The following is a 20,793-nucleotide window of genomic DNA, read 5'->3' as shown; positions in this document are numbered from 1 at the left end:
CCTGACTTTGCGGGTGCCTGCTTCGCTCGCGGCCTCGGTGTTCGTGGTGGTCACGACTCGTCCTTTCCAGCGGTCATGTACTGCATGAGGAGTTCCTGGGTTGCGTTCTCCTTGGTGACTTCGCCGGTGAGGCGGCCTTCGGAGATCGTGTAGATGCGGTCGGCGAGACCGAGCAGCTCGGGGAGTTCGGAGGAGATGACGACGACGGCCCTGCCCTGTTCGACGAGCTTGTTGATGAGTCCGTAGATCTCGTACTTGGCGCCGACGTCGATGCCGCGCGTGGGTTCGTCGAGGAACAGCACGTCTGGGTCGGTCTGCAGCCATTTGCTGAGCACGACCTTCTGCTGGTTGCCTCCGGAGAGCTTGCCGGTGAGGGTCGCGACGCTTGCCGTCTTGATGTTCATGGACTTGCGGTAGCCCTCGGCGACGCCGTTCTCCTTGATGCCGTCGACGACGCCCCAGCGGGCGACCTTCCTGGCGGCGGCGGCGGAGATGTTCGCCTGGATGTCGCCGATGAGGTTGAGGCCGAGGTGCTTGCGGTCTTCCGTCGTGTAGGCGAGGCCGTTCTTGATGGACTCGTCGATGGTCTTCGTGGAGATCAGCTGCCCCGACTTGTACACCTCGCCGGAGATGTTGGTGCCGTAGCTGCGGCCGAAGATGCTCATCGCGAGTTCCGTGCGGCCCGCACCCATGAGGCCTGCGAAGCCGATGATCTCGCCGGCGCGCACGTGGAACGACACGTCGTCGACGACCTTGCGGCTCGGGTCCGCTGGGTGGTGCACGGTCCAGTTCTCGACGCGCAGCTTCTCTTCCCCGATGACCGCGTCGCGCGGCGGGAACATGGAGCTGAGCTCTCGGCCGACCATGGCGCGGATGATCCGACCTTCGGTCGCATCCTCTTCGCTCATGTCGATGGAGTCGATCGTCGCCCCGTCGCGGATGATCGTGACGCGGTCTGCGATGCGCCGGATCTCCTTGAGCTTGTGGGAGATGATGATCGAGGTGATGCCCTGCTCGCGCAGCTGTTCGATGAGGCCGAGCAGGTGGGCTGAGTCTTCGTCGTTGAGGGCGGCGGTGGGCTCGTCGAGGATGAGGAGCTTCACGTCTTTGGAGAGCGCCTTCGCGATCTCGACGAGCTGCTGCTTGCCGACGCCGATCTCGCGGATCACGGTGGCGGGGTTCTCGTTGAGGCCGACCCGCTTCAGCAGCTCTGCCGCGCGGCGGTTGGTCTCGTCCCAGTCGATGATGCCGAAGCGCTGCACCTCGTTGCCGAGGAAGATGTTCTCGGCGATCGACAGGTAGGGGCTGAGGGCGAGCTCCTGGTGGATGATGACGATGCCGTCGTGCTCGCTGTCGTTGATGTTCTTGTACCGCACCTCGCGGCCATCGAACTCGATGGTCCCCTCGAAGGTGCCGTGGGGGTAGACGCCGCTCAGGACCTTCATGAGCGTCGACTTGCCAGCGCCGTTCTCGCCGCAGATGCCGTGCACCTCGCCGCGTTGGACTTCGATGTTGACGCCCGAGAGGGCCCGAACACCGCTGAATTCCTTCACGATGTTCGACATCTTCAGGATCTTGTCGTCTTGCACCATTGCTCCGTCTCGCTTTCCGAGCTGCAACGCTCGGTGTTGCTCTGCGCGTTCAGGCGCGAGCTGTCACGGAAGCGCGCTCGGGCTGGTGTGGGGGGCACAGCCAGCCCGAGCGCGTTCCGTGTGTGGTGTCGGTGACTCGTTAGAGTCCGACGTCCGATGCCTTGAGGAAGCCGCTGTCGATGAGCTTCTCCTGCACGCTGTCCTTGGTGACGACCTCGGGGTCGAGGAGGTACGAGGGGACGACCTTGACGCCGTTGTCGTAGCTCTCGGTGTCGTTGACGTCGACCTCGGTGCCGGCCTTGAGGGACTCGATCATGGCGAAGACCTGGTCGCCGAGGAGGCGGGTGTCCTTCCAGACCGTCATGGACTGCTTGTCGGCGAGGATGTTCACGACGGAGGCCTTGTCAGCGTCCTGACCCGTGAGGATGGGCCACTCGGAGCCGGGCGTGTAGCCGGAGGAGACGAGCGCCTCCGAGATGCCCTGGGCGAGGCTGTCGTTCGGGGAGAGGACGACGTCGACCTTCTTGTCGCTGTAGTTCGAGGCGAGACGGTTCTCCATCTCGTCCTGAGCGCCAGCGCTCTCCCAGCCCTGGATGCCGACTGAGGCCCAGTCGTCGTTCGACGCGGGCGCCTTGCCCGAGGCGACCTCGAGCTTGCCCTCGTCGATGTACGGCTTGAGGACATCCCATGCGCCAGAGAAGAAGAACTTCGCGTTGTTGTCGTCGGGGCTGCCGGCGAACGGCTCGAGGTAGAACGGGCCCGGCTGGTTCTCGAGGTCGAGCGTGTCGACGATGTACTCGCCCTGCAGCTTGCCGACCGCGTAGTTGTCGAACGTCGCGTAGTAGTCGACGTTCTCGGTGTCGTTGATGAGGCGGTCGTAGGCGATGATCGTGATGCCTTCGTCAGCCGCGTCCTGGAGGACCGGTGCGAGCACCGAGCCGTCGATGGCGGCGACGACGAGCACGTCGACTCCGGAGGCGATCTGGTTCTGGATCTGCGAGATCTGCGTGTCCGGGTCGTTCTCGGCGTACTGGAGGTCGGTGGTGAAGCCGGCCTCGTCGAGCTTGCTCTGGAGCTGCGCGCCGTCGTTGATCCAACGCTCGAGCTCGCGGGTCGGCATGGAGATGCCGACGCTCTCGACCTCGACTGCTGCTCCTGCTTCGCCGGTTGCTGCTGGGTCTGCTGGCGCGTCGCAGGCGGTGAGGCCGAGTGCGAGGCCTCCAACGACTGCGAGACCGAGCAACTTCTTCGTTGCTGACATGAAGGTCATTTCCTCTCTGAAATGTCTTGCCCTAAGTTGTCGCGCCAAACATATACCCACTTGGGTGCAGTTGTGCAACCCCGTTTCGGATTCGTGACAAAACTGGCGGTCGCAGGCGGCTGAGATGCATCTCAACGACAACTGATGGTGGATCTGCGACCGCAGAATGCTATATGTTGCTCTCTAGAACTTATCAACGACGATATCTGGAACGGACCCTCATGCCTCTGACCCCCACCCCCGCAGACAAGTTCTCGTTCGGTCTGTGGACCGTCGGCTACAACGGCACCGACCCGTTCGGCGGCCCGACGCGCGCCGACCTCGATGTCGTGCACGTCGTCGAGAAGCTCGCCGAGGCCGGCGCCTACGGACTCACGTTCCACGACGACGACCTCTTCCCGTTCGGCTCGACCGACGAGGTGCGCGACTCCCAGATCTCCCGCCTCCGCGGAGCACTCGACGCGACGGGCCTCGTCGTTCCCATGGTCACCACGAACCTCTTCTCCGCCCCGGTCTTCAAGGACGGCGGCTTCACCTCCAACGACCGCGACGTGCGCCGCTTCGCGCTGCGCAAGGTGCTCCGCAACCTCGACCTCGCCGCCTCGCTCGGCGCCGAGACGTTCGTCATGTGGGGCGGCCGCGAAGGCGCCGAGTACGACTCCGCGAAGGACATCCGCCAGGCACTCGAGCGCTACCGCGAGGCCGTCAACCTGCTCGGCGACTACGTCACCGACAAGGGCTACAACATCCGCTTCGCGATCGAGCCGAAGCCGAACGAGCCCCGCGGCGACATCCTCCTCCCCACGGTCGGCCACGCCCTCGCCTTCATCGAGACGCTCGAGCGTCCAGAGCTCGTCGGCGTGAACCCCGAGGTCGGCCACGAGCAGATGGCCGGCCTCAACTTCGCCGCCGGCATCGCACAGGCCCTCTACCAGGGCAAGCTGTTCCACATCGACCTCAACGGCCAGCGCGGCATCAAGTACGACCAGGACCTCGTCTTCGGTCACGGCGACCTGCAGAACGCGTTCGCGCTCGTCGACCTGCTCGAGAACGGCGGCCCCAACGGCGGCCAGACCTACACGGGTCCGCGCCACTTCGACTACAAGCCCTCGCGCACCGAGGACGAGACGGGCGTGTGGGAGTCGGCAGCGGCGAACATGCGCACGTACCTGCTCCTCAAGGAGCGCGCCGCGGCATTCCGCGCCGACCCCGAGGTGCAGGAGGCGCTCGCCGCTTCCCGCGTCGACGAGCTCTCCACGAACACGCTCGGCGAGGGCGAGACGTACGACGACTTCCTCGCCGACCGCTCGGCGTACGAGGACTTCGACGCGAACGCGTACTTCAACGGCAAGGGCTTCGGCTTCGTGCGCCTGCAGCAGCTCGCGCTCGAGCACCTCATGGGCGCCCGCGGCTAGTCCCCGCCACTCGCCCGACGGACTCCCCCGTCCCCCTGACAGAGCTGTGGCGGATGCTCGCACGTCCAACGACGCGCCTGCATCCGCCCCAGCTCTGTCGCGCACCACACCCCAGCACTACAGAAAGCAGACCACCATGCTCGTCGCCGGCTTCGACTCGAGTACGCAGAGCTGCAAGCTCGTCATCCGGGACGCCGTGACGGGAGAGCTCATCCGCCAGGGTCGCGCGTCGCACGCTCCTGGCACTGAGGTGGACCCAGCGAACTGGTGGACCGCCGTTCAGGATGCGACCGCGGCGGCGGGTGGGCTCCATGACGTCGCGGCGATCTCCGTCGCAGGCCAGCAGCACGGCATGGTGGCGCTCGACGCCGACGGCAACGTCGTGCGCGACGCGCTCCTCTGGAACGACACGCGTAGCGCGGGTGCCGCCAGAGACCTCATCGCGGAGTTCGGGCAGGAGGCGCTCGTCGAGCGCACAGGCCTCGTCCCCGTCGCCTCCTTCACCATCACGAAGCTGCGCTGGCTCCGGGATGCGGAGCCCGAGAACGCGGCACGCGTCGCCGCCGTCGCACTCCCCCACGACTGGCTCACGTGGCGGCTCCTCGGCTACGGCCCCGCCGACGAGAGCCCCCTCGGCCCCGACCTGACGAAGCTCACGACCGACCGCTCCGACGCGTCCGGAACCGGCTACTGGTCGCCGTTCACGGGCGAGTACGACCGCGAGCTGCTCGTCGCGGCACTCGGGCATGACGTGATCCTGCCGCGCGTGCTCGGGCCGTCCGAGGTCGCCGGCAGGACTCCGGCTGGCGCGCTCGTCGCCGCGGGAGCCGGTGACAACGCAGGTGCCGCGCTCGGCCTCAATGCTCGCGCCGGTGACGTCGTCGTCTCGATCGGCACCTCCGGCACCGTGTTCTCGGTCGCCGAGCGGCCGGTTGTCGACCCGAACGGCGGTCTTGCGGGCTTCGCCGACGCGACGGGCGAGTACCTCCCCCTGTCCGCCACGCTCAACGCGGCACGCGTCATCGACACGACCGCGACAGTGCTCGGCGTGGACCACGCGGAGTTCGGTCGGCTGGCCGCGTCCGCCCCCGTGGGCTCCGGCGGGCTCGCGTTCGTGCCGTACCTCGACGGCGAGCGCACTCCTGACCTGCCGGACGCGACGGCATCTCTGCTCGGCATGACGCGTGGATCCTTCACACGCGAGAACCTCGCCCGCGCCGCAGTCGAGGGCATGCTCGGCAGCCTCGCTCAGGCGCTCGACGCGCACCGCGCGCTCGGCGTCGACGCGAAGCGCGTCATGCTCATCGGCGGCGCCGCCCTGAGCGAGGGTGTGCGCGCCGTCGCCCCGACCCTCTTCGAGGTACCCGTCGAAATCCCGGCGCCCGGCGAGTACGTCGCCGACGGCGCGGCCCGCCAGGCCGCCTGGGTCGCGACCGGCAGCCGCCCCGATTGGCCCGTGGAGACCATCGCGCGCCTCGAGCCGGCTCCTGATGCGGCACTTCGAGCCCGGTTCGCGGCGGCCGCGGAGCTCGCGCGGGAGGCCGAGGAGTCAGGCAAGAGCCTGCGTTCCGTCTGAGACATCACGAAGGGGGCAGTGCGATCTCGCACTGCCCCCTTCTGCTGCGTCGCCTGTCGGCTACGCCTGGATGGTCTCGACCTTCGTACCGGTCTCGATCTCGATCTTGCGCGGCTTCGCGCGCTCGCTGACGGGAACCGTCACCGTGAGCACGCCATGCTCGTAGCTCGCGGCGATGCGCTCGGTGTCGAGGCCCTGGCCGAGCGTGAACTGGCGGAGATAGCTGCCACCGTTGCGCTCACGCACGAGCCACTTGGCACCCTCAGCGTTCACGGTGCTGCGCTCGGCGCGGATCGTGAGCTGCTGGCCGTCGAGGTCGACGTCGATCGAGCTGGGGTCGATGCCCGGCAGGTCGGCGGTGAGGATGTAGTGGTCGGCCTCACGGTAGAGGTCGATGGGCATCGAACGCGGGCTGTTCGGTGCTCCCTGGAAAAGTCGTTCCATCTCCTGGAACGGATCGAAGACGCGTGCCATGTCGTTTTCCCTTCCTTGTACGCACACTCACGATCGTGAGCGACTGCGGTGAACTTGAGTCGACTGGTGTCAACTTCCTTGGTCAGAAAATTAGCACTCACCCAGGTCGAGTGCCAGAAAATTTGCTGAAAACCGCGTCAGCCGTGGGCGAACGACCCCCTCAGTGGAAGCGGTGGTCCTGCACGGTCATGCGCGCGCCATGCTTCGGGCGCGGGTTGCCAGCCAGTTTGATGAGGCGCACGACCCGCTCGCGGTGCCCCCGCCACGGCTCGAGCAGCTCCCGCATGCCGTCGTCGTCGACGTCGCAACCCGCGAGCGCCCACCCCACCATGTTGGGGATGTGGTAGTCGCTGAAGCTCGGCGCATCCGGGTCGCCATGCGAGCGTTGCACGGTCTCGTTGGCCGTCCACACGCCGACGCCGACGATCGAGCGGAGGCGGCGCAGGGGCTCTTCCGACCCGGTTGGCAGGCTCGCCGTGCGCTCCAGCGCCGATGCGACCGTGGCGGAGCGGATGACCGTACCCGTCCGGGAGTGGTCGACGCCCGCTCGATGCCAGTCCCAGCTCGGGATGCGCCGCCACTGCTCCGGGGTGAGCGGGAGCCGCAGGTGGCGCGGCACCAACCCGGCTGGGCCGGGGGCAGGGTCGGCGTAGTCGCGGTGCAGGATGTCCCACGCTCGATGCGCTTCGAGGCCCGTGATCTTCTGCTCGATGATGGCGGCACTGAGCGCCTCGAAGACCGCCCCCGACTTCGGGAGCCGGAGCCCCTCGTTGCGACGCCGCACATCCGCCAGCTCGGGGAGCGCCTCGAGGCGCAGCTCGCTCCAGTCGTCATCGCGGCCAAGAAGGACTGGGGCTTCGTCGACCGCGATCTCGGCGGCCTCGCCCCACGACACGATGCGGACTCCGTCCCGCGCCTGCCGGAAGACGGTCGTCGCCCCACCCGCGAGCGCGTGCGACGTGCGCCACACGTCCCGCGAGACCGGGTGCATCCAGCAGGTCGGGTCACGCCTGCCCCGCATGAGCGGCGACAGGGTCTGCACCACATCGACCGGCAGCGCCGGCCGATAGAGCGTCATGACCCGATCTGGCATGCGGCAAGGGTACGCAGACCCACCGACATCCGCGCACCCCCGACGCTCGGAGCACCGCCGCTCACCTAAAATCGAACGCATGGCTGTCCCCAAGATCGTGCTCTACTACGCCTTCGCGCCCCTCGCCGATCCCGAGGCGATCCGCCTCTGGCAGCGAGACCTCGCGGCGTCGCTGGGGCTGCGCGGGCGCATCCTGATCTCGAAGGACGGCATCAACGGCACCCTCGGCGGCGAGCTCAACGCGCTCAAGCGGTACGTGCGCACCACCCGCGAGTACGCGGCGTTCAAGGACGCCGACTACAAGTGGTCGGAGGGCACCGGCCTCGATGAGAACGGACAGAGCCTCGACTTCCCGCGCCTCAGCGTCAAGGTGCGGGACGAGATCGTGAGCTTCGGGGCGCCCGGGGAACTGGAGGTCGACGAGCACGGCGTGGTCGGCGGCGGCACCCACCTTGCCCCGGACGAGGTCCACGCCCTGGTCGAGTCGCGCGACGACGTCGTCTTCTTCGACGGCCGCAACGCCATCGAAGCCCAGATCGGCCGCTTCGAGGGCGCCGTCGTGCCCGAGACGGGCACGACCCGCGACTTCATCGCCGAGCTCGAGTCCGGCAAGTACGACGAGCTGAAGTCGAAGCCCGTCGTCACCTACTGCACGGGAGGCGTGCGCTGCGAGGTCCTCTCCGCGCTCATGGTGAAGCGTGGCTTCAGCGAGGTGTACCAGCTCGACGGCGGCATCGTCCGCTACGCCGAGCAGTTCGGCGACGAAGGCCTCTGGAAGGGATCGCTCGCCGTCTTCGACGCCCGCGAGCACCTCGAGTTCGGGCCGAACACCGAGAAGCTCGGGCGCTGCCGAGAGTGCGCGGCGCCCACGCACCGCACGCAGAACTGCAGCGACGCCTCCTGTCGGGAGCGCTTCGTCACCTGTGAGCGCTGCGGCGAGCTGCCGATCTTCTGCGCTCGGCATGCTCTCGAGCACGCGACCACCGGCAGCGGGGCACCATCCGGTCGGTGACACGCCCAAGGCGACCACGTTCTTCCCGAACCGAGGATCTTGGCACCATCCGCAGCCTCTGAACCACTGAGCCGCCACATTTGTGGTGACGTAGAACAAAATTGCGCATTCGGGCCGCATACGACGCACGGCCGCACTCCCACACGGCTATCGTGTGTAGCGGCAAAGAAACATTGCCGATACAAACCATCCGTAGATTCGCAGAGTGGCGAATCCTCGCTTGCAGCAATAGCAGTTCCAGAATCTCGTTCAGTCGTCGTGCCCAGCCCGACTCGCACTGGAGGTACTCCGTGCCCCTTCTCCTCAGTCCGCTCCCGCCAGCCGGATCGCGCTCAGCGACCGCCAGGCGCTCCCGGCTCACCCAAACGCACCGAATGCTCGCGGCCCTCGCGATGTCGCTCTTCGCGTTCCTCGGCGTCTTCACGATGGCCGGCCCCGCGAACGCGGAGTCCGAGCCCCCGGAAGAGTCGGCGTACTCGATCAGCGGCATCCTCAACTTCGAGAGCGAACCCGTCGAGGGCGTCTCACTCACCGTCGAAGGCGACGGGTACACCGAGACGGTGGAGTCGGGTGAGGACGGACGCTGGCGCGTCCCCGTCCCCGGACCCGGCAACTACACGGTGACGCTCGACACGGAGACCCTGCCCGACGGCGTGGACCTCCGCAACGAAGACGGCGCGACCGCGGAGGTCACGGAAGACGAGTGGTCGACGACCAACGTCGGACGCCTCTTCGCGCTCGGTGAGGACACGAGGCAGAGCAGCAACTTCGGCTCGCAGCTCATCGAGCGCCTCGTCGCGGGGCTCAACTTCGGCCTGCTCATCGCGCTCGGCGCGATCGGCATCACGCTGATCTTCGGCACGACCGGGCTGAACAACTTCTCGCACGGCGAGCTGGTCACGTTCGGTGGCCTCATGGCCTGGCTCTTCGCCGTCGTGATGGGCCTCAACATCTTCGTGGCTCTCATCATCGTCGTCATCCTCGGCGCCGCCTTCGGATGGGTCCAGGATGCGGCGCTCTGGAAGCCGCTGCGCAAGCGCGGGGTGCGCCTCGTGCCCGCCATGATCGTGAGCATCGGCCTCGGTCTCGCGCTCCGCTACATCTACCAGCTGTTCTTCGGGGGTGCGATCCTCCCGATGAGCTCTGTGGGACTCAGCGGTGCCGTCGAGTTCGGCCCCGTGCGCATCACGACCGGCTCGCTGCTGAGCATGGGCATCTCGATCGTCACCCTCGTGCTCGTCGGGCTCTTCCTGACCCGCACCCGAGTGGGCAAGGCCACCCGCGCGGTCTCCGACAACCCGTCGCTCGCGAGCGCATCCGGTATCAACGTCGACCGCATCATCCGCATCGTCTGGACCACGGCAGGTGGCCTCGCCGCCCTCGCCGGCGTCATGCTCGCCCTGTACCGCCAGTCGTCGTGGGACATGGGCTTCCAGGTGCTGCTGCTGATGTTCGCCGCCGTCACTCTCGGTGGCCTCGGCTCCGCGTACGGCGCGCTCGTCGGATCGCTCGTCGTCGGCATCTTCGTCGAGCTCTCGACCCTCTTCATCCCCGCCGACCTCAAGTACGCGGCGGCGCTCCTCATCCTCATCCTGGTCCTGCTCGTCAGGCCCCAGGGCATTCTCGGCCGCCGCGAGCGAGTCGGCTAGGAGACGAACATGGACTGGTCAAACATTCTGAGCAACGCCGTCGGCGAGCTCCTCAGCCCCACCACCGCTGCCTACGCGCTCGCCGCGATCGGCCTCGGAATCCACTTCGGCTACACCGGCCTCCTCAACTTCGGTCAGGCCGCGTACATGCTGATCGGCGCGTACGCGTTCGCGATCCCGACGATCAGCCTCGGCTGGCCGCTCTGGGCCGCCGTGCTGTGCGTCATCGTGGTCTCGGTGATCTTCTCGTTCATCCTGGGTGTCCCGACACTGCGGCTGCGAGCTGACTACCTGGCCATCGTGACGATCGCCTCCGCCGAGATCCTCCGGTACATCGTGACGACGACGGGCCTCACCTCGGTCACGGGTGCCGCTAACGGGCTCAACGGCTTCAAGGGAACCTTCGCGGCGATCAACCCGATCCCGGACGGCACCTACGGCTTCGGTCCATTCACGTACAACGCGTACGACTGGTGGACTCGCATCGTCGGCTGGGGCATCGTCCTCCTCGCGACGCTCCTCGTGTGGGCCCTCATGCGCAGCCCGTGGGGTCGCGTGGTCCGCGGCATCCGTGAGGACGAGGATGCGGTGCGCAGCCTCGGCAAGAACGTCTTCGCCTACAAGATGCAGGCCCTCATCACGGGAGGTCTCCTCGGCTCGCTGGCCGGCATCATCTTCATCCTGCCGAGAGCCGTGCAGCCCGCCAACTACACGACGGGCCTCACGTTCTTCATCTGGACGATCATGCTCCTCGGTGGAGCCGCGACGATCTTCGGCCCCATCGTGGGCGCCATGATCTTCTGGGTGGTCCTCTCCCTCACGCAGGGCGTGATCAACGGACTCATCGAATCCGGGGCGATCACTTTCCTCTCCATGACACAGGGCGCCCAGCTCCGTTTCATCATCGTCGGAATCGCGCTCATGCTGCTGGTGGTCTTCAGACCCCAGGGCATCTTCGGAAACAAGAAGGAGCTGAGCTTCAGTGCCTGAGCAGACGAGCCCACCAACGGGCATCCTCCCCACCCACGAGTTCGTCGACGGCAAGGTCGGTCCCGGCTGCAAGAAGGTCGACCCGATCGTCATCGCCGACGGCGTCACCCGCCAGTTCGGCGGCAACACGGCAGTGGATGTGCAGCACCTCGAGATCCCGCGCGGCAAGATCACGGCGCTCATCGGTCCGAACGGTGCAGGCAAGACGACCATGTTCAACCTGCTGACGGGCTTCGACAAGCCCAACACGGGAACGTGGTCGTTCGACGGCACCTCGCTCGCGAACGTGCCAGCCTTCAAGGTGGCGCGCTCCGGCATGGTCCGCACCTTCCAGCTCACGAAGTCACTCGGCCGCATGACGGTGCTCGACAACATGCTGCTCGGCGCCGACCAGCAGGGCGGCGAGGGCATGCTGCGCGCGCTCTTCAAGCCGCTGTGGCGCGAACGCGAGACCGAGATCACGGCGAAGGCAGACGAGCTCCTCGCTCGCTTCAAGCTCGACGCGAAGCGCGAGGACTACGCGGCGTCCCTCTCGGGCGGACAGCGCAAGCTGCTCGAGATGGCCCGCGCGCTCATGAGCAGCCCCAAGCTCATCATGCTCGACGAGCCCATGGCCGGCGTCAACCCGGCGCTCGTGCAGTCGCTGCTCGGCCACGTCAAGGAGCTCAAGAACGACGGCACCACGGTGCTGTTCGTCGAGCACGACATGCACATGGTCACCAACATCTCCGACTGGGTCGTCGTCATGGCCGAGGGCCAGATCGTCGCAGAGGGCCCACCCGAGACGGTCATGAAGGACCAGGCCGTCATCGACGCGTACCTCGGCGCGCACCACGACCAGGACCTCGGCGACCTCGACATCCAGGAGCTGGAAGTCGAGCGCATCGCCGAGGAAGAGGGCGTCGAGGCGGCGGCCGAGTACGAGGCCGAGGTGCTCGGGACGACCTCGATCGCCGAGGAGATCGCCGAGACCAAGGCCGAGACAGCGCCAGAGACGAAGGAGAGTGACAGCAAATGAGCGAGACGCAACCCACCGCATCCGCTGCACCGACGGCGACCGCGCCGCGAGGCGACGCAGTGCTGTCCACGATCGACCTCGTCGGCGGCTACCTGCCCGGCGTGAACATCCTCAACGGCTGCTCGATCGACGCCTACCCTGGTGAGCTCATCGGCATCATCGGTCCCAACGGTGCCGGCAAGTCGACGGTGCTCAAGGCAATCTTCGGGCAGATCAAGATCCGCGGCGGCAGCGTCATGCTGAAGGGCGAGGACATCACGGGCCTGCGCGCCGACAAGCTCGTCGCCAAGGGCGTCGGCCTCGTCCCGCAGAACAACAACGTCTTCCCGTCCCTCACGATCGAGGAGAACCTCGAGATGGGGCTCTTCCTGCGACCGAAGGTCTTCAACGAGCGCTTCGAGTTCGTCGCCGACCTCTTCCCTGAGCTGGGGAAGCGTCGCAAGCAGCGTGCCAGCTCGCTGTCCGGCGGTGAGCGGCAGATGGTCGCCATGGCCCGCGCCCTCATGATGGACCCGTCGGTGCTGCTGCTCGACGAGCCCTCCGCAGGCCTCTCGCCCGTCCGCCAGGACGAGACGTTCCTGCGCGTGCGCCAGATCAACCGCGCCGGCGTCTCCGTCATCATGGTCGAGCAGAACGCACGCCGCTGCCTGCAGATCTGCGACCGCGCCTACGTCCTCGACCAGGGCAAGGACGCGTACACGGGCACCGGCCGCGAGCTGCTCAACGACCCCAAGGTCATCGCCCTCTACCTCGGCACGCTCGCAGCCGACGAGCAGGCGAAGGACGGCGACACAGCCCACTAGCCGCCAGCATCCACCGCAGACGGGCGGGGAGGCCTCCAGCAGACGCTGGGACCTTCCCGCCCGTCTCTGTGCCCTGCACCGTCTCTGCTCCCTGCTCGTCTGCGCTCCCCGCTCGTCTGCGCTCCCCGCTCGTCTGCGCTCCCTGCTCATCTCCGCTCCCCGCTCGTCTGCGGCTGCGCATGTCGCCTTCCCCGCGGCGCGCCCTGGCTGCGCATCCACACGCCAACGCTGCCAGCCGATGTGCCCTTCCGAGTGCTTCCACCCCGAACGCTGCCAGCGGATGCGCCCTTCACAGCGCCCGGGAACGGCCACTTGACTGGCGGCGGTCGGAGAGACGCGGGTGGTGGAAAGCAGTGACCTCCGCCCGCAAGCGCTGCCCGGTGCCTGGCCCCTCGCGAGTGGTTCCGACCGGCCAGAGGTCGGGCAGCGATGGCACCAAGCAGCAGGCAGCGTCGGGGCACGCGAAAAGGCCCGGGATGCGTGCATCCCGGGCCTTCGTTCAGCGAGTCAGCTTAGAGCTGGCCGGCCTCTTCTCCGATGTTGGAGTAGGTGTTGCCGCTGCCGTACTGGTAGATGCCGATCGTGGCCTCTGACGGGTCGCCGTTCTCGTCGAACGAGATCGGGCCGGAGACGCCGTCGTAGTCGATGTCGGTGCCAGCTTCGAGGAGCGTGACGCAGTCGGCGTAGGTGGTGCACTTCTCACCATCGACGGAGACCTTCTGCATGTTGTCCTTGATGGTGGTCGGGTCAGCTGCCCCACCGGCCTGCGCTGCGAGGGCAGCGAGCATGACCGCGTCGTACGACTCGGCGCCGTACGTGTAGTCCTTCAGGTCGGGGTCGATGCCGAGCAGCTTCGCGCGGAAGTCGTCGGAGGCGACGACGCCGGGGATGGTGCCCTTGGCGCAGTTCAGCGTGCCCTCTTCGAAATCAGCGGAGTAGTCGGCCATGTTGCCGTCGACCATGTACAGCTTGTCGGAGGGGAAGCCCTTGGTGCCGATGAGCTGCGGGACGATGGTCGCCGTCTGGTCGAACGCGACGAGCGCGATCGCGTCGGGGTCGGCTGCCGTGACGGCGTCGATCTGTGCCGAGAACTGGCTGTCACCCTCGTTGAAGGCTTCAGAGGCGACGACCTCGCCGCCAGCGGCTTCGACGGCCGTTGTGATGCTCTCGGACAGACCCGAGCCGTAGGCGTCGTTCAGGTAGATGATGCCGACGGATGCGTTGCCGTCGTTGACGATCGTGTTTCCGTTGACGCGGCCCTGGAGGATGTCCGAGGGGGCGGTGCGGAAGTAGAAGCCGTTGTCTGCGTACGTGGAGAACTCGGCGGACGTGTTGGCCGGGGAGACCTGAACGACGCCCGCACCGGTGATCTGGTCGATGACCGTCATCGAGACACCGGACGACGCGGCGCCGACGATGGCGGACACGTTCTGGCTGAGCAGGTCGGTGACCGACTGCGTGGCGATGTCGGTCGACGTGTCGCCGGAGTCGCGGTGCACGACGCTGATGTTGCCGCCGAGCACGCCGGACGGTGAGGCGTTGATCTCGGCGACGGCGAGGTCGACACCAGCGATCTCGGGCGGGCCGAGGAATGCGAGGGTTCCGGTCTGCGGAAGCAGGGAGCCGATCTTGAGCGCTTCGGAGCGCTCCTGAGCGGTCGGGGCTTCGACGGGCGAGACCTCGGTGACGGTCTCAGCCGTGTCCGGGCCACAGACCGCGGCAGCGGCGTCGCCGTCCGCGGCTGGTTCGCCACCATCTGTCGTCGAAGAGCACGCGGCCAGCATGAACACGCCGACGCTCATGGCGGCGATTCCTGTGGTGATGCGCAACTTCCTGGAGGGAGACGACTTGGCAAGGTTACTCATGGTGCTCCTTTATACGTAAGCAGAGAGCGAGCGCCGCGCAGCGGCGCCCGGATCTCAAGTTAGCCGCGGCACTGCGACGAACTGATTCATGCTTGTTACGAGCGAGTAAATCATGAGTGGGGGCTCGATGTGTATTTCACCATCGGGACATGGGGAATGTCGTCTTCGATGAAGTTCTCACCGCATCGTTCGAACCCGAATCGGGCGTACCAGGATTCGAGGTGCGCCTGCCCGTTGAGGGCCGTCGCCACCCCCTCGCTGTCTGCGATCTCGATGAGATGGCGGATGATCCTGGCCGAGTAGCCGAGGCCTCTCGAGTTCTCGGCGGTGACGACCCGGCCGATCGCGCGCGAGAGATGCGTCGGGAGGTGCTCGTCGGGCCAGCCGAGCGGCAGGAGTCTGGCGTAGCTGTGGGGGTAGAGGGGGTCGTCGCCGATGAACGCGTGCTGGGTGCCCTCGGCGAAGTCGGCGGTGTCCGGGTCGAGGTAGACGCAGTCCTGTTCGACGACGAAGATGCTCGAGCGCAGGTGCAGGATGCCCCACAGCTCGGCCGCGCTGAGCTCGGGGAAGGTGCGAACCGTGATCATGTCAGCAAGTGTCGCAGAGGTGGAGTTCGGAGACTGGCCACTTACGATGGCGCCATGGTTCGCGGATACCTGACGACGAAGTCCACCGACGACGCGGGGAAGCCCCGCATCGATGTCGCGTTCGATGAGCTCGACGATGAGCTCTTCGGGGGCGGCCACCTGCGGCGAGACCAGGTGCTGGTCGACGTGGCCTATACGAGCCTCAACTACAAGGACGCCCTGTTGCTTGCGGGAAGGCCCGGTGTGAGCCGGGCGGATGTGCTCGTGCCAGGCATCGACGTCGTCGGAGTCGTGCGCGAGTCCCGCACCCAGAACTTCGTGCCCGGTGACCGCGTGGTGCTGAACGGCGCGGGACTCGGCGAGACCCGGCACGGCGGCCTGGCCGAGCTGTGCCTCGTGGACGACGAGTCCCTCATCCACCTGCCGGAGGCGATGTCGCTGGTCGACGGTGCTGCGATCGGCACGGCAGGTTACACGGCGATGCTCTCGGTGCTCGCGTTGGAGAAGCGGGTCGAGCCCGGTGATGGCGACGTGCTCGTGACCGGGGCGGCCGGCGGGGTGGGCAGTGTCGCGGTCGCGCTGCTGGCGGGCCTCGGCTACCGGGTGGTGGCCTCCACGGGCCGTGGCGATCAGGAGGGCGACTACCTGCGGAGGCTCGGTGCGGCCGAGATCATCGACCGGCACGAGCTGTCGGATGCGGTGGGCAAGCCGTTGCAGACCGAGCGTTGGGCGGGCGCCGTCGATGCTGTCGGCTCCACCACCCTCGCCAACGTGCTCGCTCAGACGAGGCGCGAGGGGATCGTGACGTCGTGCGGCCTGGCGCAGGGCACGGACCTGCCGACGACGGTCATGCCGTTCATCCTCAGGGGCGTGACGTTGCGGGGCATCAACTCGGTGGTGCAGAGCGTCGAGGTGCGGGCTGAGGCCTGGAACCGGCTCCTGGAACTCGACAGCGAGCTGCTCGAGTCGATGACCGAGGTCATCGGCTTGGAGGAGGCGCTCGACTATGCGCACCCCATCCTGGACGGCAAGGTGCGTGGCAGGACCGTGGTTCGCGTGCGCGGTGATCTCTGACTCGAGCGGTCGCGGGTGCGGGCACGTGCCGCGGAGCGTCGGATCAGCTGCGGGGACCGTGCGCGAGGTTCTCTGACGCCCACGTGCCGAGCTGCTTGAGCACCGGGATGAGTCGCTGGCCGGCGGTCGTGAGCTCATAGCTGACCGAGACGGGTGGGCCGTTGCTGACGGTCCGCTCCACGAGGCCAGCGGCCGCGAGCTCGCTGAGACGGTCGGAGAGAACGGCGTCGCTGATGCCGGTCACGGCGCGGCGCAGGGCGACGAAGGTCAGCGGCTGTGAGCCGAGCACGTCGATGATCATGCCGTTCCAGCGCTTGCCGAGCAGGGTGAAGGCGAGCGAGATGGCGCCGTCGCACGTCACCGCGCTGTGCTCCTGCACGTTCTCTGCCATGCCGCCAGTGTACCCGTGCTAATCTGCACAGAGTCACTCTGGTTTTCAGAGCGACTCTGCGAATCAGATTGGAGCATCATGTCCCTGCTGCGTATCGACGCGAGCCTCATGCCCGCCACCTCCGCGAGCCGCGCCCTCGGCGACCTCGTCGAGGCCGAATGGGTTGCAGCCCACCCCGACTCCGTCGTGACTCGCCGCAACCTCGTCGACTCCCCCATTCCCGCCGACGCCTGGCAGAACGCCGTCTACGCCGGCTTCACCCCGGAAGAGGACCGCACGGAAGAGCAGCGCGCCGCCGTGGCCCTCGCCACGCAGCTGGCCGACGAGCTCATCGAAGCCGACGCCCTCCTCTTCACCGTCCCGCTCTACAACTACGGCGTCTCGCAGCACTTCAAGCTCTGGTTCGACCTCGCCTACACAGACCCGCGCACGAACCCGGGCAGCACGACCCTCAACGGCAAGCCGGCGACGCTCGCGACCGTCCTCGGCGGCAACTACGACGAAGGCACCCCGAAGGCCGGCTGGGACCACTCCACGCCGTACCTCACGCGTCTGCTCCAGGACGTCTGGGGTCTCGACCTCCGCGTCGTCCAGCGCCCCTTCACGCTCGTCGGCGTGAACCCGGCACTCGATCAGTTCGCTGACCTCGCCGCTGACCTCAAGTCCGATGCCGAGACCAAGGCGACGCAGTCAGGCCGTGAGCTGGCCGAGCTCCGCGGCAAGGCAGACGCCGCGTAGGCAGCGCACCCGCCCTGCCGGGCCGCCCGGCCAGGCAGACCGCGCCTCGCTCACCGAGTTGCCTCTTTCGGGGTGGGTTGCTCGCTTGGGGATGGCTTGCAAGCCATCCCCAAGCGAGCAACCCATCCCGAAACGCGTGTCAGCGGCGCGCGGTTGTCAACGGGAGGGGGGGGCTCAGGGCTCAGGGCTCAGCCGGCGACCTGATGCGCTTTCCGGCGCTCCGTCAGCTTCTCGAACCATCCGTTGACAAGCTGCGCGAGCACGCCGAGCGCTATGGCGGTCACGACCGCGAGTGCCATCATGAGCAGCGAGTTGCTCTCGCTCCACGAGCCGAACGCCGCACCGATGAGCACCGCGTAGCCGACCCAGACCGCGCTCGCGAGTGCCGACAGCGGCAGGAACCGAGGCATCGGCATGCGGGCGTCGGATGCGGCGAGCACTGTCGCGATACGCCCCATGGGTAGGAGCCTGACGGTCACCATGACCCACTTGGGTCTCGTCTCGAGCTGATCATTGACCCGCTTGCGGACGGCCGTGAGCCGTCGCCCGTTCATCCAGCTCCACTTCCCGAAGCCGACGCCGCGTGCGAGCCAGTAGGTGCCGATGTCGCCGAGCACCATGCCGACGACACAGAAGGCGAAGAGGCCGAACAGGTTGATGAGCGCCGTCCACCCCTGGTCACCGGCCGTGAGCGCGGAGAGCGCCACGACGAGCGACTGACTCGGCAGGAAGGTGACGATGCCGCCGATGAGCAGCACGAGCGCGGCCACCGCGAAGCTCCAACCGGAACCCCTGAAGCCGAGCACCCACTCCGAGAGCTCTTCCACGTGCCCCTACTCGGGTGCCACGGCGTCGGCCGCGGCCCTCGTTGCGGCGGGCAACGCCGCCAGGACTCGCTCGATGGCCGCGTCGTCGTGGGCGGCCGACACGAACCACGCCTCGAAGACGCTCGGCGGCAGGTTGACACCCGCGTCGAGCATGGCGGCGAAGAACGGCGGGTAGCGCCAGGCTTCCTGTCGCTTGACCTCGTCCTCGTCGCGCGGCCCTCCCCCGGTGCCGGTCCAGCCGAGCGCCGCGCCGTCACCGAAGGTGAAGCTGAAGAGGTTGCCGACGTTCTGCACCGAGTGGGCGACTCCGGCTGCCGTGAGCGCCTCCGATGTGGCCGTGCGGATGCGCTCGGCGGCCGCGTCGACCCGTGCGTAGACGTCGGCGTCGGCAAGAGCAAGCGTCGCGATACCCGCCGCAACGGCAACCGGGTTCCCCGAGAGGGTTCCCGCCTGGTACACGGGGCCCTGAGGCGCGAGGTGGCTCATGATCTCGCGAGACCCGCCGAGCGCCGCGACGGGCATGCCGCCGCCGATGACCTTGCCGTACGTGTAGAGATCGGCCTGCCAGCCGCCCGAGGTCTCGCTCTTCTGCTCCTCGCCCCACCAGCCCGCTGGTCCCGTTCGGAAGCCCGTGAGCACCTCGTCGCAGACGAGCAGCGCACCCTCCGCCGAGCAGAGCTCGGCGAGCGCACGGTTGAAACCGGGTTCCGGAGGCACGACGCCCATGTTGGCGGGCGAGGCCTCGGTGATGACGGCGGCGATCTCGCCGGGATGCTCGACGAACGCGGCACGCACGGCCTCGAGGTCGTTGAAGGGCACGACGATGGTCTGCGAGGTGATGGCCTCTGGGACGCCGGCAGAACCGGGGAGCGCGAGCGTCGCGAGTCCCGAGCCGGCGGCCGCGAGGAGGCCGTCGGAATGGCCGTGGTAGCAGCCGGCGAACTTCACGATGAGGTCGCGGCCCGTGTACCCGCGCGCGAGTCGGAGCGCCGTCATGGTCGCTTCGGTGCCCGTCGAGACCAGACGGACCTGCTCGATGGGGGCGATGCGCTCGACGACCAGCTCTGCGAGCTGCGTCTCAGCCGGGGTCGGCGCGCCGAACGAAAGCCCGCGGGCCGCGGCGTCCTGAACTGCGGCAACGACGGCCGGGTGGGCGTGCCCGAGCAGCATGGGCCCCCATCCGCTGACGAGGTCGACGTACTCGTTGCCGTCGACGTCGGTGAGGTACGGGCCCTTGGCCGAAGCTGCGAAGGGAGGTGTGCCACCGACCGAGCCGTATGCACGGACCGGGGAGTTCACGCCGCCCGGAGTGACGTCGAGGGAGCGAGCGAACAGGGCTGCTGAGGCTTCGTGGTTCATCGTGCGTCCACTCTGCCATGGGCCGCCGACACTCCAGTGCCCGCCTGCAGGTTCAGGGTGCGCGCGAGCTCGCTCGCGTAGTAGGTGAGCACGGCATCGGCCCCAGCGCGGCGGATGGAGGTGATGGATTCGGCGATCGCGCGGTCGCGGTCGATCCAGCCGTTCGCGGCGGCCGCCTCGATCATCGCGTACTCACCGCTGACCTGGTAGGCCCAGACGGGAACGATCGACTCGGCGGCGACGTCGGCGAGCACGTCGAGGTACGAGCCCGCAGGCTTCACCATGACGACATCGGCGCCCTCGTCGATGTCGATGAGGGCCTCGCGCATGCCCTCACGACGGTTCGCCGGGTCGAGCTGGTAGGTGCGGCGATCGCCCTGCAGCTGCGAGTCGACGGCCTCGCGGAATGGACCGTAGAAGGCCGATGCGTACTTCGCCGAGTAGGCGACGATCGCAACATCGGTGTGTCCGGCGGCGTCCAGCGCGGCACGCGCGCTGGCGACCTGGCCGTCCATCATCCCGGACATGCCGAGCATCGCGGCGCCCGCGTCTGCCTGCGCGATCGCCATCGCGTCGTAGCGCTCGAGGGTCGCGTCGTTGTCGACGCGGCCGGCTGCATCCAGCACCCCGCAGTGCCCGTGGTCGGTGAACTCGTCGAGGCAGAGGTCCGTCTGCACGACGATGGCATCCCCGAACTCGTCCGCGAGCACTCCAGCCGCGACATTGAGGATGCCGTTCGGGTCGGTGGCCCCAGAGCCCACCGCGTCACGCGTCTCCGGAACACCGAAGAGCATGACCCCGCCCACGCCGAGCCCCGCCGCCTCGTCGACGGCGCGACGGAGCGAGTCGAGCGAATGCTGCTGCACGCCGGGCATCGACGAGATGTCGATGGGCTCGCTGACCCCCTCGCGCACGAACAGGGGCAGGATGAGGTCGTTCGGGTGCACTCGCACCTCGCGGACCTGGCGGCGCACGGCGTCGCTCTGGCGCAGACGGCGGGGCCTGCGGCTCGGGGAGATCATGCGATCGTGTCCTTCCTCAACGTTCAGCGTCGGCTTCGCGACCGCGA

19 protein-coding genes are annotated in these 20,793 nt (G+C 67.6%); 9 read left to right on the top strand and 10 right to left on the bottom strand.

The genetic code is table 11. The features are described 5' to 3' along the window. Positions 1-50: 50 nt before the first annotated feature. Positions 51-1,592 (bottom strand): multiple monosaccharide ABC transporter ATP-binding protein, encoded by a 1,542-nt coding sequence (gene mmsA / locus F8O03_RS11255; protein ID WP_104254499.1) that lies wholly within the window; start codon positions 1,590-1,592, stop codon positions 51-53. Between the two features lie 139 nt (positions 1,593-1,731). Further along, positions 1,732-2,853, bottom strand: a complete 1,122-nt coding sequence (chvE, locus tag F8O03_RS11250) for a multiple monosaccharide ABC transporter substrate-binding protein (protein ID WP_151423928.1) — start codon at positions 2,851-2,853, stop codon at positions 1,732-1,734. Between the two features lie 221 nt (positions 2,854-3,074). Here chvE and xylA point away from each other — a divergent pair, with 221 nt between their 5' ends. Both xylA and F8O03_RS11240 read left to right on the top strand, forming a co-directional pair. Further along, entirely contained in the window at positions 3,075-4,268 is a 1,194-nt protein-coding gene (gene xylA / locus F8O03_RS11245; RefSeq protein ID WP_151423927.1) for a xylose isomerase, read from the top strand. 136 nt (positions 4,269-4,404) lie between these two features. After that, positions 4,405-5,844 (top strand): xylulokinase, encoded by a 1,440-nt coding sequence (locus F8O03_RS11240; RefSeq protein WP_151423926.1) that lies wholly within the window; start codon positions 4,405-4,407, stop codon positions 5,842-5,844. A 60-nt stretch (positions 5,845-5,904) separates the two neighbouring features. Here the strand turns inward: F8O03_RS11240 and F8O03_RS11235 are convergent, their stop codons facing one another. Both F8O03_RS11235 and F8O03_RS11230 read right to left on the bottom strand, forming a co-directional pair. Further along, positions 5,905-6,318: an Hsp20/alpha crystallin family protein gene (locus tag F8O03_RS11235; RefSeq protein WP_104254489.1), complete on the bottom strand. Its 414-nt coding sequence runs from the start codon at positions 6,316-6,318 to the stop codon at positions 5,905-5,907. Between the two features lie 160 nt (positions 6,319-6,478). Then, the gene (locus F8O03_RS11230; RefSeq protein WP_151423925.1) at positions 6,479-7,411 is read right to left on the bottom strand and encodes a DNA-3-methyladenine glycosylase family protein; all 933 of its coding nucleotides are present in this window, start codon (positions 7,409-7,411) and stop codon (positions 6,479-6,481) included. A 79-nt stretch (positions 7,412-7,490) separates the two neighbouring features. Between F8O03_RS11230 and trhO the strand changes: the two genes are divergently transcribed. From trhO to F8O03_RS11205, 5 genes are all read left to right on the top strand, one after another. Next, positions 7,491-8,423, top strand: a complete 933-nt coding sequence (gene trhO / locus F8O03_RS11225) for an oxygen-dependent tRNA uridine(34) hydroxylase TrhO (protein WP_151423924.1) — start codon at positions 7,491-7,493, stop codon at positions 8,421-8,423. A gap of 374 nt (positions 8,424-8,797) precedes the next feature. After that, positions 8,798-10,072: a branched-chain amino acid ABC transporter permease gene (locus tag F8O03_RS11220; RefSeq protein ID WP_151423923.1), complete on the top strand. Its 1,275-nt coding sequence runs from the start codon at positions 8,798-8,800 to the stop codon at positions 10,070-10,072. Positions 10,073-10,081: 9 nt separating this feature from the next. After that, positions 10,082-11,062, top strand: a complete 981-nt coding sequence (locus tag F8O03_RS11215; protein WP_104254485.1) for a branched-chain amino acid ABC transporter permease — start codon at positions 10,082-10,084, stop codon at positions 11,060-11,062. After that, positions 11,055-12,080: an ABC transporter ATP-binding protein gene (locus F8O03_RS11210; RefSeq protein ID WP_151423922.1), complete on the top strand. Its 1,026-nt coding sequence runs from the start codon at positions 11,055-11,057 to the stop codon at positions 12,078-12,080. Before F8O03_RS11215 ends, F8O03_RS11210 begins: the two co-directional genes overlap by 8 nt. Further along, positions 12,077-12,883, top strand: coding sequence for an ABC transporter ATP-binding protein (locus F8O03_RS11205; protein ID WP_104254484.1), 807 nt, complete (start codon positions 12,077-12,079; stop codon positions 12,881-12,883). Before F8O03_RS11210 ends, F8O03_RS11205 begins: the two co-directional genes overlap by 4 nt. A gap of 512 nt (positions 12,884-13,395) precedes the next feature. Here the strand turns inward: F8O03_RS11205 and F8O03_RS11200 are convergent. Then, complete coding sequence (locus tag F8O03_RS11200; RefSeq protein WP_151423921.1) at positions 13,396-14,748, bottom strand: ABC transporter substrate-binding protein; 1,353 nt, start codon at positions 14,746-14,748, stop codon at positions 13,396-13,398. Between the two features lie 110 nt (positions 14,749-14,858). Then, entirely contained in the window at positions 14,859-15,335 is a 477-nt protein-coding gene (locus F8O03_RS11195) for a GNAT family N-acetyltransferase (protein WP_104254482.1), read from the bottom strand. Positions 15,336-15,389: 54 nt separating this feature from the next. Between F8O03_RS11195 and F8O03_RS11190 the strand changes: the two genes are divergently transcribed. Beyond that, the gene (locus tag F8O03_RS11190) at positions 15,390-16,409 is read left to right on the top strand and encodes an MDR family oxidoreductase (protein ID WP_151423920.1); all 1,020 of its coding nucleotides are present in this window, start codon (positions 15,390-15,392) and stop codon (positions 16,407-16,409) included. A gap of 43 nt (positions 16,410-16,452) precedes the next feature. Here the strand turns inward: F8O03_RS11190 and F8O03_RS11185 are convergent, their stop codons facing one another. After that, a complete protein-coding gene (locus F8O03_RS11185) occupies positions 16,453-16,800 on the bottom strand; it encodes a winged helix-turn-helix transcriptional regulator (protein WP_151423919.1) in 348 nt (115 codons plus the stop codon). Between the two features lie 78 nt (positions 16,801-16,878). Here F8O03_RS11185 and F8O03_RS11180 point away from each other — a divergent pair, with 78 nt between their 5' ends. Then, positions 16,879-17,538, top strand: coding sequence for an FMN-dependent NADH-azoreductase (locus F8O03_RS11180; RefSeq protein WP_151423918.1), 660 nt, complete (start codon positions 16,879-16,881; stop codon positions 17,536-17,538). 188 nt (positions 17,539-17,726) lie between these two features. On the opposite strand, the gene F8O03_RS11175 is transcribed toward F8O03_RS11180, so the two are convergent. The 3 genes from F8O03_RS11175 to hemB are packed head-to-tail and all read right to left on the bottom strand — an operon-like array spanning position 17,727 to position 20,746. Then, positions 17,727-18,365, bottom strand: coding sequence for a DedA family protein (locus F8O03_RS11175; protein ID WP_151423917.1), 639 nt, complete (start codon positions 18,363-18,365; stop codon positions 17,727-17,729). Positions 18,366-18,371: 6 nt separating this feature from the next. After that, positions 18,372-19,724, bottom strand: coding sequence for a glutamate-1-semialdehyde 2,1-aminomutase (gene hemL, locus F8O03_RS11170; protein WP_151423916.1), 1,353 nt, complete (start codon positions 19,722-19,724; stop codon positions 18,372-18,374). Continuing rightward, complete coding sequence (gene hemB / locus F8O03_RS11165) at positions 19,721-20,746, bottom strand: porphobilinogen synthase (RefSeq protein ID WP_151423915.1); 1,026 nt, start codon at positions 20,744-20,746, stop codon at positions 19,721-19,723. Before hemB ends, hemL begins: the two co-directional genes overlap by 4 nt. Between the last annotated feature and the right edge of the window lie 47 nt (positions 20,747-20,793).

The sequence above is a fragment of the Pseudoclavibacter terrae genome (genome assembly GCF_008831075.1).
Classification (GTDB): Bacteria; Actinomycetota; Actinomycetes; order Actinomycetales; family Microbacteriaceae; genus Pseudoclavibacter; species Pseudoclavibacter terrae.
Note: the sequence above shows the minus strand (reverse complement) of the source record. Positions and strands in the feature narration are given on the sequence as shown.